Source organism: Vibrio sp. T13N, assembly GCF_032970445.1.
Taxonomy (GTDB): Bacteria; Pseudomonadota; Gammaproteobacteria; order Enterobacterales; family Vibrionaceae; genus Vibrio; species Vibrio diabolicus.
Genome location: NZ_JAWJYE010000002.1, coordinates 499,873 through 513,594 on the forward strand (window position 1 = coordinate 499,873; position 13,722 = coordinate 513,594).

Annotated in this window: 3 protein-coding genes; 1 reads left to right on the forward strand and 2 read right to left on the reverse strand. The window is 43.1% G+C overall.

From position 1 onward, the window contains the following. Positions 1-3: 3 nt before the first annotated feature. Positions 4-1,716, reverse strand: coding sequence for a hypothetical protein (locus R2S67_RS05215; protein ID WP_317342701.1), 1,713 nt, complete (start codon positions 1,714-1,716; stop codon positions 4-6). A 767-nt stretch (positions 1,717-2,483) separates the two neighbouring features. Continuing rightward, on the reverse strand, positions 2,484-12,317 hold the full coding sequence (locus R2S67_RS05220) for a tandem large repeat (protein WP_317342703.1): 9,834 nt from the start codon (positions 12,315-12,317) through the stop codon (positions 2,484-2,486). Between the two features lie 381 nt (positions 12,318-12,698). On the opposite strand from R2S67_RS05220, the gene R2S67_RS05225 reads away from it, so the two are divergent. Beyond that, positions 12,699-13,676: a M23 family metallopeptidase gene (locus R2S67_RS05225; protein ID WP_167427358.1), complete on the forward strand. Its 978-nt coding sequence runs from the start codon at positions 12,699-12,701 to the stop codon at positions 13,674-13,676. Positions 13,677-13,722: the final 46 nt, after the last annotated feature.

Here is a 13,722-nt window from a genome sequence, read left to right on the forward strand (position 1 = left end):
GGTTTAACCTAGCAATTCTGAAATGGGTACATTTTCTTCTACAACGACAAGACGTTGGCTACCCGTGGAGAGACTCGAATGAACACCTCGAACAATATCGACGCTCTTGACCTCTTCCGGCGGGAATGCGAACCGAAGCGTCATATAACCATCGTCGTCTTTCATTGCTGAACGAAAGTACGATTTGTGAATCCAATCGTGTTCTATGTTACGAAGCCCAAAGAAATCATCCGGCTGATCTGTCAACGGCTCATGAAGGTAACGTATAGAAGGCAATGCGCCTCTTGGAGCCAATTTAAGCCCCGCAATATTGCTTTCTTTATGTTCATTGATGATTCCACTGCCAGTGCCTATTGATGCGGTACCGGAAACTGGAATAATATTCTCACCCGCATTATTAAAGCTTTGGGATGAGGAGTATATTTGCAACTCTGAAAGAGACTTAGCAATTGAAGCAGGATCACTCTCTAGCTCAGACAGTTCCGTGTTTGTCAAAGCCAACTCGGAATAATGGATATAACATTCTTGTACTTCTCCCGCGACTTTATATGGCACCCAAATATGCGGTAGAGGAACACCTTGTGCAATACGCAAACCATCTTTGCCAGCTTTATAAGGGCTTAGCACCGTTTTAACAGTGATAGGATCAATATCTAATTCTGGAAAAACAACATCTACTTCCTCATCTACAAGGCGGAATACCCTAGCACCTTGATCAAGGCTTAGATGTCCCGAATAAACTTTCTGACCGGATTGATAAATCTCAAATGATTCTTCGCCAATATAGTAGTCTGGTACAAGGTTTGCCCCATCAATGTTGACATGTCGTGTTTTCATCGAGGATTCAGGGTCATTATTTCTGTAGTACTCTAAATCGACATCAGCAAAGTAGCCTTTTGGTGTAACTTCAACCTCACGCCAAACTTTGTTATTCCAGATTACATAAAAATAACCTTCTGCAACCAACTCATGCCCATTTGTGCCCTCTAGCATAGGTAGCACAGGCACCAACACGTTATCCCACTCATCCATCTGAGTTTCTTTATCAACGGGTTGCAGGTCTTCGGCGAGTTTAAGCAAAATTGGCTGAGGCTGGTCGGAACAAGGGATTTTGATGTAAAGCGTTTTGCCCTCAGCTTCGAGATCTTTAAATGTCGCGAGGCTGCGGTGTTTGTTTTCTGTATCAGCCTTGCCTACAGTCACTTTTTCTTTTTGAGTTTCCGTTTTTCCCAACATCAAACATGCCGCGTTGCTAGACCACTGCCCTGCAAACTCGACAACAATTTTTTGGTCTGGGCTTGGCTCAGAAGGTACATGCGTGTAACTGCGAACTAGAGCAACATCGTCAGTAACCTGCTTGTAACCCGCTTTAAAAACTTTGCTTTCATTCGAAGCAGATACAGAGTCAACGAGTGTTTTAAGTCTAGGGAAGCTTTGCAGCTGAGAGTCCGTCAATGGAGACCGACGAGCAACGGTAGATAATGACACCCAATTGCCTTTTCCCAATTCGATTCTTATAGCAGCTAGCAATGCGCTGGTCGTTATTTTGGCAGAGATGGAAATCTTTTGCGCCAATTCTTTAGGGAGGTTTCTAAGGATGTCATCTGAATTTCGCAAACGCGAAAGCTGTCCTATACACTCGTCCGGTGTAAGAACATAAGATAGCTCGTTGGAGGATAGCTTCGAGCTAGGTATAAATTTGCAAACTAAATGCATTTGAATTCTCCACAACCAACATCGTAAATATGGCTGCGGTGACAATTAAGCTGATAAGGCTTACAAGTACGATTTGGTCTGCGTATCCTACTTACTTAGCCATTTATTTTCAACGAGATAGAAAAATCACCCGAATTCAAAAACACCAAGCAAATGGTGATTTTTACTATCAAAACATGCGATTTAACCACAACAAAAGCCAGTAACATCACCCACTTTGTCAAAATGGTAAAATCTTACTCTCTAAAAAAATTTAATTTATGGACTGAAGTTAACAAAAATCGTAGTAACGTGCGCTTCAGGTAAGCACGAGGAAATTCAGAAGTTTATGAGGTGCCCTCCTCAGCAACAAACAACAAATTGACTGTTACTGAGGAAGTTTAAATAAAAAGGTGAGCGCATTACGCACTCACAAAAGTAACTGCTCTGAAGCTTGCTAGGATTAAATTTGCTTCATCGCGAGTTAAAGAGGTGAGGTATTACCCATCGACCTCATGCAGAACACTATACTCAGAGTATAGAAACGAGCGTAAATATATAATATTTAAAAAGATTTTCAACGCGACACATTCACCACAGCATCTACCGAGCGACCATCACAATCACGTCATACACACCTAAAAGCAACATTGGCCTAGTTATTATAGATATTCAGCCTTGTATTAAGACGATTCATTAATTCGAGTAACTTATCAATAAAGGCAATTATTTTGATAAATATCACAAAAAGTCCCAAATAAATAAAGCGAGCTAAACGCTCGCTTTATTTATGCGGCATCTTTAAAGGTTCTGTTCTCGCCAAAATATCGGTTATAGACAGCTCCTAAAGAGGCCGTACTTGCGTAACGATCATAGTTAAATGTTGCTTGAGCCTCTTCAGCAGAGACAGACAGCTTGTTGGTACCATTCACATAAATCGTCACCGCCCCGTCTTTCAGTCCTGAAAGATCTAAGTCAATTGTCCATGAGTCTGAAAATACGGTTGCCATGCCTGTAGCCTCTGTACCATCAGCGTCGACTGCTTTGATATCTATATACTCACCATCTTCAAACCGTTCACTGCTACCACTTACTGTCACGCTTTCCACTCCAGTAACATCGTTGATAGCATCTAGATGTATTGTTGGTGTGATTGGCAAGGAGTAAGTCGTGTTCTGGCTACCTGTATTCCCTGATAAGTCTTGGTAGTCACGAACCAGCAACGCCACATTGAGCTCTGACGTGCTTGGTACCACCACATCACCAGTCCAAACGCTTGGGTCCGCTGTTGCCACTAATGAGGTGATCGTCGTGCCACCTAACTCCGCTGCGGCACCTTGCAATGCTTTATCGAATTCCAGCGTTACCGTCACGCTTTGGCCGATTACTTGGTGCTCAGGCGTAAACGTCACGTTAGTCAGCGTTGGCAGAGACTGCGCGAGTGTAAAGCTCTGGCTTTCACTCACTTCAATGCCCGCTGAGTTTGTCCCCGTCACCATCACAGTATAAGTGCCATTGGTTTGGTGACTCATATCCATTGCGTCACTGGTCCAAGTGCCACCAGCTTGTACCGTTGCACTGCTGCTTTTTAGTACCGTCGCGCTGCCTTGTGCTTTCACTTCAAGACGCAGGGACTGGCCGTCAAAACGTGTCGACGTACCTTCGAATTGTAGCGTGGCGGCTTGCATTTCATTCACACTGCCCACCGGCGTAATAGCTAAGGTCGGCGTGATCGGCATGGAGTAAGCCGTGTTCTGGCTACCGGTATTTCCTGATAAGTCTTGGTAGTCACGAACCAGTAACGCCACATTGAGCTCTGACGTGCTTGGTACCACTACATCACCAGTCCAAACGCTTGGGTCCGCGGTTGCCATTAATGAGGTGATCGTCGTGCCACCTAACTCCGCCGCTGCGGATTGCAGATCTTTATCGAATTCCAGCGTTACCGTCACGCTTTGGCCGATGGCTTGGTGCTCAGGCGTAAACGTCACGTTAGTCAGCGTTGGCAGAGATTGCGCGAGTGTAAAGCTCTGGCTTTCACTCACTTCAATGCCGGCTGAATTCGTCCCTGTCACCATCACGGTATAAGTGCCGTTGGCTTGGTTACTCATATCAATCGCGTCACTGGTCCAATTGCCACCGGCTTGTACTGTCGCACTGCCGCTTTTTAGTACCGTCGCGTTGCCTTGGGCTTTCACGTCAAGACGCAGCGACTGACCGTCAAAACGTGTTGACGTGCCTTCGAATTGTAACGTGGCGGCATGCGTTTCATTCACACTGCCCACTGGCGTGATGGCTAAGGTCGGCGTGATCGGCATGGAGTAAGCCGTGTTCTGGCTACCGGTGTTTCCTGATAAGTCTTGGTAGTCACGAACCAGCAACGCCACATTCAGCTCTGACGTGCTTGGTACCACCACATCACCAGTCCAAACACTTGGGTCCGCGGTTGCCATTAATGAGGTGATCGTCGTGCCACCTAACTCCGCCGCTGCGGATTGCAGATCTTTATCGAATTCCAGCGTTACCGTCACGCTTTGGCCGATGGCTTGATGCTCAGGCGTAAACGTCACATTAGTCAGCGTTGGCAGAGACTGCGCGAGTGTAAAGCTCTGGCTTTCACTCACTTCAATGCCCGCTGAGTTCGTCCCCGTTACCATCACGGTGTAAGTGCCATTGATTTGATGACTCATATCCATTGCGTCACTGGTCCAAGTGCCACCGGCTTGTACTGTTGCACTGCTGCTTTTCAATACCGTCACGCCGCCTTGGGCTTTCACTTCAAGACGAAGGGACTGACCGTCAAAGCGTGTCGACGTGCCTTCGAATTCTAACGTGGCGGCGTGCGTTTCATCCACACTGCCCACTGGCGTAATAGCTAAGGTCGGTGTGATCGGTAATTCGTGAGCTGTGTTATCCTCCCCTATGTTACCAGTCAAATCTTTAAACTGACTAACAACCAAGTCGACACTTAACAGCGTGGTGCTCGGAACTTGTACATCACCAACCCAGACCTTTTTATCTGCCGTTGCTGACAGAGAACTAATGCGATTGCCGCCAAGCGTAGCGGTCGCCTCTTGGAGCTCTTTATCAAACTCAAGCGAGACACTCACACTTTGCCCCACGCTCTGATGCTCGGGGTTAAATGTCACATTAGTCAGTTTTGGTAAGGTTCCTTCAACCGCGATACTTAAGCTGCTTCCCTTTCCTGGAATGGTGTTGGTACTTTGATAGCTATTATCTTCTACCTGAATAGTGATATTTTTATCTTGTTTTTCTGGGCTGATGTAATTAACCGTCCACGTAATATTGTCTGAAGTCGACCAAGTATCTTGTTTTAACGTTCCTGTTGCACCGCTATCACTAGCGACAAGATGGACATCTGAGATATCAAAGCTCGTAACTTCTTCTGTAAAGTTAAACGCGAGCGTAATCTCTTCGCCTCCAAAAAGAGGGGCGCTTGAGGCGGTAGAGATACTTAGCCCGGGAACGGTTGCCGCTTCCACATGCGCGTCAATAGAGCTTTCACTCTTGTTATCCACCTTGTCTGTTGCTGCCACCGTGATCGTATGATCGCCTTTAGGTAACAAATAGCTTATGACATAAGGCCCCGCTTCGGTTGTCGGCTCAGTAATCGCTTGAGGAGCCACAGTGCTGCCACCACTTACCGCTTTTGACGTGACGAGGTTTAAATTTTTATCTGTAATGTATGCGCTAATTTCTAGCTGATACTTATCGTTTGTCGGTACCTTAGAAATTTGATTAGCACTTAAGCCAGAAATACTTGGAACGTCATAATCAACAATAGACTCGATAACTTGTCCATCATAACTTTTGCCTAGTAATTCAAAGCTTGTATTCTCTCTTCCAACTGAGTCCGTCACCGTCACCTTAAGGGTATATGACCCTTGGTTATCGACGGCAAAGTTCATCATTCCATTACCACTAGATGAGATAACATCACCTGAGTAACGCAAGGAATCACCGAGGCTTGGAATAAGCTCCACAGAATATTGTGAAGCTTTCACTCTTTCTCCTTCCACCGTAGATACCGTAAACGGCTGGCTCGCCTTGGTTAAAAACAGTTTCCCACCCTGCAAACTCGTAATTCCATCGAAATCAACTGTGACTTTAGGAACACTAATATCAATGACTTTTCTGATATCAGAATACAGTCCGACGCTATCTGTCGCTTTGATGTCTACTGTGATTGAACCACGCCCCTCTAACTGAGATTTCGGTAGCTCAAAGTACGTAGATGAACCATTCCCATCCTCTACTCTTTCTTCTTGATAACTCGGGTTTAAAACCGAGTAGTTTACTTTTGCGAGGCTGCTACCAGTGTCCGTTATGTCAAAACGAAAACGAACATTATCAGGATTTGTTGGCGATTCGGTTACGATAATCTCATCGCCAACACTTGGAGGTGTGTTGTCAACTTTAATATCAACGGTCGCTTCACCGACTCTCGACCACACATCCGTTGCGGTAATAATTGTCCTGATCGTTTTTCCATCAGCATCGCTAGGAAGTTCACTCGTAAATGTTGAACACTTGTAGGTTGGGTCATCTGCACACACCTCTAATTGCGCAAACTTCTCCGGATTATCTTTATAGTTGTAGGATTCCGTTCCAAATCTGGCCATCACATTGTCTAGCCTAGAGTTTTCATACAACTTAATTCTGAATTTAGCGACAAGCTGCTGACCATTAATGGTTGTGTTTCCAACCGGATCAGTAATTTCAACGACTACCGAACCTTTAGGTAATTCAAGCAGTAGATCATGCTCTGGCGTCAAGTTTCCTGCTAAATCAGATACGTTCTTGATTTTGTATTCTTGAGTTGTACTCAGACCATCAATAATATCGGCGTAGGATTCAGAGTACGTACACTTGATATTTCCAACACCTTTGGCACAGGTCGTTGGTGTATAAGCTTTGTTGCCAAGATTACGAACCAACTTTGGATATTTATCTGAACTTTCAGTATTCACGCCTGATAAAGCATCATTGAAAGAGAGCTCAAATGTCAGCATCTTCTTCTTCAAAGCTTCATCAAACCAAACATCACTTCCTTTAAAACTGTATGAGTTACCATCAACGACTGTTGGTGCATCAATATCCACCATCGAAAAATTGAACTTGTTGATCGTTTCACGCCCATTTGTACCCAAGGTTTTAGTGATCAAAGTGACAGGTGCCTTTGTCATGTTTTGCCCAACATTGACACTACAACTGTAAGGTTCTTGCGATACGTTGATAACACCAGAAGTTGGTTGCTCATTAGTTGGTGGTGCATCTAGAGAGTTGTACTCTTCACGAACCCAACACTCTAACGTTTTGGCTTTGACCGCACTCAATGTAGTAAAGGTGACATCAAGAACACCATCAGATAAGTAGTTCTGGAAGTCCAGCGGACTTGCAACCGAGAGAACCACGCCTTCACGCTGTACGCTAAAGGTTTGGTTTACTTTTCCAACCTTTCTGTCTTTTTCGTCAAGGTAACGAACTTTGTTGTAAACCTTTATATCAAGTTCATAGTTACCATCTTTGGCAATTTGTGTAGAAAGCAGCGTTGCCGTCCAAGTGCCATCTGCGGTTTCTGAGAACGTAAAGGTAGTCCCGTTTTGCTCTCCAGAAAATCTATACGTTGAGTCGATTCGATCAACGCCACTATCATCAACAATATCAAGCGTAAGTACGATATTCCCATCTTGATAGATGGTGTTGTTTGTAATTGACGTTCCATCCGTGTAACTCATCGCTAGCGTTACCTGCGGGATGGAATTGTACACTTTAACGGTAAAATCTTGCTCACCACTGGTTAAGGTTGTGTTGCCACGAACATCAGACCCTTTTAAACGAATCTTGTGTGTACCCGTACCTAAATCACCAAGGCTCACTTTGAGATCTTCATTGATTTTTTTACCTGGAGAGCCAGGTAATGGCTCAAGATCGCTAAACGTCCAATACTCTAGGCTTTCTCGATTTACGCCATTAATTGAAATATCACCGTTTGCATTTAGGTCTAGCGCCGTTAGATCAAAGACATAGTTTCCTAAGTAGTAGTCATTCGCATTGAAACCACTTAACCCTAATGTTGGCCCATCACGATCAAGAATAACCTTGCGCGTGTTAGAACTAGATTCAAAACCGTAAATATCGGTTGCTTTTACATACAGTGACGTCGTTTTTTCATCTTCAGAAATGTCTATTTTATCTGTGTCACTCTTAATGAGAGACATTGCAAACTCTTTAGATGAATCCGTTGGCACAATTGTCTTAATTGGCGAATCTTTACCATTCTGATATAGAGAGACTTGCTCAATGTCTGAATCGTCTATTACAGATTTAAATCGCACGTTGAACTCACGCCCGACAACATAGTTCTCTTTGGACAATGTGTCTTCAACCCAAGGCGTATTTAGGATGATTTCTGGGCCTTTGTTATCGACTTGGAATGTGAATTTCCCTGTTGTACTAACATTGGCAGGGTAAGCGTTGTCCGTCGCAGTGACATAAAATTCATTCCATTCATCGTAATCAAATGCTTTTGAAACCAGTTGGACTTTGACGTCAGGTTGTTCACCAACTAGGTATGGTACGTCACACGTCTCTGTTAGAGGGTCACAGCTTTCTAATGTCAGTGCCTGACCAGACCCTCGGCGAAGATCTATTTTTACATTATTGCCGGGGCTTAACGTCCCCCAATCAATGACAGGTGTCCATTGGTTGTTACCGCCTAAACGGCTTTGAACCTGCTCACTTTTTACAATAGGAGCTTCAGAGTCGATACGAATATTGAATCTCGGAGCCGTGCTAGTTAACTCTGAAACGGAGTTACCTAAATTATCCTCTGCCGCTGCAACGACTAGCCAATCACCATCACCCGGGTAAATCGTCGCGCCTTGATTTGAACAAAGCTCCCCCGTACATAATTTGACTTTAAAGGCGTCTTTCGAGTTATTCGCAAAGTCCTCTGGTGTGTATGTGACTTTTTCACCCGTTTGCTGGTAGAAAACAAGACCTCTTGAAGAAAGCTTGTCACCCACAACGTCTTCAACCTTGAAGGTCAATTCATGGGTATTTTTGGCATTTAAATAAATACCGTCTTCTACAGGTTTACCATCGACATCATTAGGTGGGAGGTAACTCGTTTTAGGGAAATCATTATCAATAAATACCGTTTCTATAAACGGAGCTTTGCCATCGTAACCATACGCATTGCCATGTGGGTCCATGGCACTGGTTTCCACAGCAAACTCTACAATATCTTTTAGTTCACTAGACTGAGAGTTAAGGGTAAAGAGGTACTCTTTTCGATAAGCATTGCTGTTGCCAGGGTTCTCTACAATGTTGATGTCCAGCGGTATTTCAATGTTTGGCTCACTGGCTTGATACCACACCGTGCTAAACTTCGGACCATAAGCGTCGGTTTCTACAATACCAGAAGGATCGTCTAGGACAATTTTAGAAACAACTTCACCAGCAATATAAAGCTTATTGCCAACCATCGTCTCTCGACCGCTTTCAATCGTTAATTTTGGCTGTGGAGGCAAGATATCGATACTGCTACCCTCTGTATCAAAAATGTTCTTACCATTTAAGTTAGGATTAGCCATCGAAATATCATCAGCATAGAGCTGCGCGATATTGGTCTCAATACCGTATTTGCTCGCCATGATTTCGTAATACGATTGCGCTAAATCCTTTCGATAAGTATCGGAACCGAATTGATAAGAATCGAGCATAACCTGACGTCCACCAACACCAATACCATTCGCTTTTCCATCAAAGCTCAAATCATCGTAAATAGCGGAGGCAAAATCTAATGAGTTATTTCTCGGCATTCCTTGAGCAATACTATCGATGGCTTCGACAAGAAATCGATGTAGATAATCGTTTGATGGCTTTTCCGGAATCGCTTTAGTAGCAAGCATTTCGTTCGTTGCATAAGGCACAACCGTTGGGTCAAACCCAAAGAATGAGTTGTTATTCGTGCCTGATAACGCGTAGCGCACCTCATCAAGAATTTGAATCGCACGCTCAGAAGTTTTCTCTCCGGCAGTGACTTGATCCCACTGGAAATCAAACAAGCTAGTCTGATATGTCGATAGTTCAGTAATATAGTAAGTCTGGGAGCCATTGAGCTTAAAGTACACACCAATATTGGCCTTGTTTAAATCAACCGTTACTTTTTTGGTTCCTGGATCTCTTTTCCATTGATAGTAGTATGGCTCGCTGCCTTCGATACCAATTAAACGAACACGCATGAAGTCATAATTCACAACATCAGTTGTGGTTTCACAACTCGCGACGTCAAGAGCCATTGATTGATCACTTTCCAATTGTTGGATAGTGGTACAACTCGCAAGTGAAGTGAATTCACCATTTGGACTCAACCCTTCAAGTTGCGCTCGCGCACCAATAAATGGTGTCACCACTTTTATAGTTGGCAGATCAAAGCTACTTCTAAAATATACTTCTCTTGGAGTGCTTTCGTTATCAGACTCATCGACGGTTTGAATGACTAGCTTTTGACTACTGTTTTCTGATACCGATTTAAAGCTGTCACCCAAAATATCTCTTACAAATGGAATGTAATAGATGACATCTTCTACACGCCCATTGCTGTCTAACAGCGTTTCGTGCGGAATTTTTGCGATGTAGTCGTCATCCGATGCGGTTGTATCAATAACCTGCTGAAGTGAGTAATTATTATCGTTATTTTGGCTGACATAATACTTGACGACGAGCTTCAGTTTATTGGCGTTGGAGCCTAAAACCGTATCGGTATTTACGTCTGATACTTTCACACGAACATAAGGGATTTTATTCTCTTTCAACAAGTTAGCGTTGAAGTTACTAAAATCTACCCCTTTTAATGAATTCTGAATCCCTATACTTGCGTACGCATAGTCAATCTTCAAGAAATCGCGGCTCGCTTGAACATTGTCTGGGGTATACGTATCTTGAGAGTAGATACCATCGTAAGTGGTTCGTTCACCATCTAAACCGACATTTACGTACGTCATTGACGCACCTTCAGGATAAGTAATCGTTTGTGCTGGCGCTTGATCGTCACGACTTACTGCATGCTGAGCGGTGCCCGTATTACCTTTGCTATCCTTCGCTCGAACCTCAAAGACCGTAGTAGATAGGAATTCATCAGTTGGGTAAGCCTTGCTAAACTCACAAGCATTTCCAGACTCTACAGTGACAGGAGAACATGTGACGTCCTCATGTAAGCCATCTTTAAATGAAATACTGACCGAACTGATCTCTTGCGAGCTTTCTTTTACAACTCCTTTCAGAACATACTCTTTAAGTTGGTTATTAATTGCACTCGCCGATGTAATATCGATAACAGGCGCATCGTTATCCCACTCAAAATCGATATGAAGACCCGAATGGCTGCCTGGAATTAACTCATTACCCAGTACATCCGCTGTATATAAGACTAACCGTGCTGCTGTTACGTTTGAGAGCCCTGTGGCAGGGTTCATATCTACACTATCGATCTCTTTGGTATTAATGTTAACTTTAACGTTGGTCTCTCGAAGGCCAACTTCAAAATCATCAAATTCAACCGAACAGAATGTGCTTCCAAAATCTTGTATGTCGTTACATTGAAATTCACCAGACCAAGAGCCATTAACCTGATACTGAATAAAGGCGGATACGTCTTCTACGCCTATATCATCTACAATCTTTAGATCAACTTTATCGGTGCCAGCGAGCACATCACTGTCCGTACGAGTAACTATTGGCGCATCTGTATCAATATCCGTACCATCTCGCGGTGGAATGACGCCATCAGTACTGCCATATGTACCTAAGTCATTAAGCTTCTTACTAAAGTCGACATAGTCTGCGGCATCAGTACCAGAGATATTGACGCTTGGATCGTTTACCACGATCAGAACATGCTGAGATAAATCACGTGTATAAATGTCGCTATTTATCTTTTTCTGTCCAAAGCTGAGGGGAGTCACTGCTCCTGAAGTCTGGCTCACTTCAAGACCATCAAGAACACCATCTGCAATAACATCCCGATATTGGATGTCAGCGAAATGCATTGAAGTGTAGACGTTATCGCTGTTGCCGTATTTTTTTATAAGATCGTAAGAGTAAGACGAGTATGCAGTTAATAAAGCGCCGTATTGATGCCCAGCACTAGCAAAACTGCTTTGCCCACCTTTGGTTATATCAATAGGTTTGGTCTCATTTACGTCAAACCCATACATGCTATTGATACTATCCAAAGCGGTTGAAAAGGCACTCTCATCTGTGGATCCTTGAGAAATTTTGTACTTTGCCAAGCCTGCTGCCAAGTTCGACAGCGGAGTAAGCATTAACTTTTGCTCACTCCCCTCTTTAAAGTTCACAACACCTTCAAATTTAAGTGTCTTCGCATTGCTCACTGATACCGTTTCATTCGTAAACGGGTCGGTATAACTCCCCTCTTTTGCAACAACAAAAAGAGGCATTGAAGACGATTCAAACTCTAGCAGATAGTTTCCGAACGCATCAGACGTCGTGTTAGCCAACTTCCGGCCTAAGTTTCCATTTTTGAATTCGAAAACCTCAATCTTTGCGCCATTTACAGGGGCGTCAAAAACCATACCGGAAATGCTTCCTTTGCTTCTAGCTGGAGGTGTGTTGTCTCCTCCATCACCACCACCACATGCACTCAATAAAAGAGATGTAAGCGTAAGACCTAATGTTAATTTCAGCGTATTTTTAGCGAACATAGTAATTTGGCAAAATATATTTTGCCGAGATTATATTATTGTAAAATATTTTCTCAACGTGACAATAACACCACTTAAAAAGCCAAAAACACCAGACCGACCGTCACTTTTACTAAATTATCAAATTAAAATCATCACCTATAATTATTCACTTAGTTAAAACGGAGGAATTAGCCATACTTTAATGCTAGGTTTTGTTTAAAATATTATACTCTACGCACAACTGTCAGCCTTGATAAAGCACCAAAACTAATGACTATTTTAATAATAAAAAGGAGTGTGCGAACTCCTACCGCAACCCTTCTCACCATTGCCTTACTCATTTTTATTGGCGTGTCTCTTTCTCACCACATCCTCACTCCCATGGATAGACTGCCTACCGTTAAGCCTTTGGAGTTCAAGAATGAGGAAGTTCAAGCTCCTTTTGAGGTGGGTACTCTTAGACAAAAAATCACCATAGGTGTGGTTGAGTACTCGTTTGTCGCTTCATTGTTAAAATCAGGGATAAGTCAAAAAGAGATTAATTTGCTATTGGCCCTTATTAAAAGTAACTTTAATATTATTGATTCAGTTAAGAGAGATGACCATTTTATCTTAAGAACTAAGTTAAATAGTAGAAATGAAACCTATATTAGTTCTTTTTACTATTTAGGTAGTAAAACCGATTTATTTATTATCAATGATGGGCAAGGTAACATATTTGATGAACATGGCGTGTCAATAAAAAATAAACTCCGATTTTCAGATCCCTTTGATAAAAGCTACAGAGTAAGCTCTGGCTATGACTTAAAACGAACACACCCAGTAACTAATATAACGACTCCGCACTTAGGCACTGACTATGCAACACCAGTAGGCACAACGATTCGTAGTATTGCTGATGGCATCGTTTTAAAGTCTCGTTACAACCGTTTTGCAGGCAACTACATTAATATCCGCCACACAAATGGCTCTGTATCACGCTACCTACACTTATCTCAACGCCACGTCCACGTTGGCGAGAAGATCAGCCGAGGACAAGTGATAGGAAAAACGGGTAACACAGGAAGAACAACAGGGCCGCATTTACACCTTGAACTGCACATTAATGGTATTCCGGTTGATTACGAGCGATACATTCAAAAGCACCCAAACACTGACGTTAATATAGAAATGCTGATTGCAGCGAGAAAAGAAAAAGCAGAATTAACAGCGGAATGGCAACGGTATAGGCAGTCAAATCGGCAATAAAATACTTCGGTTCGATCTTTCTTCATTTATCTGAAGCGAGTACTCG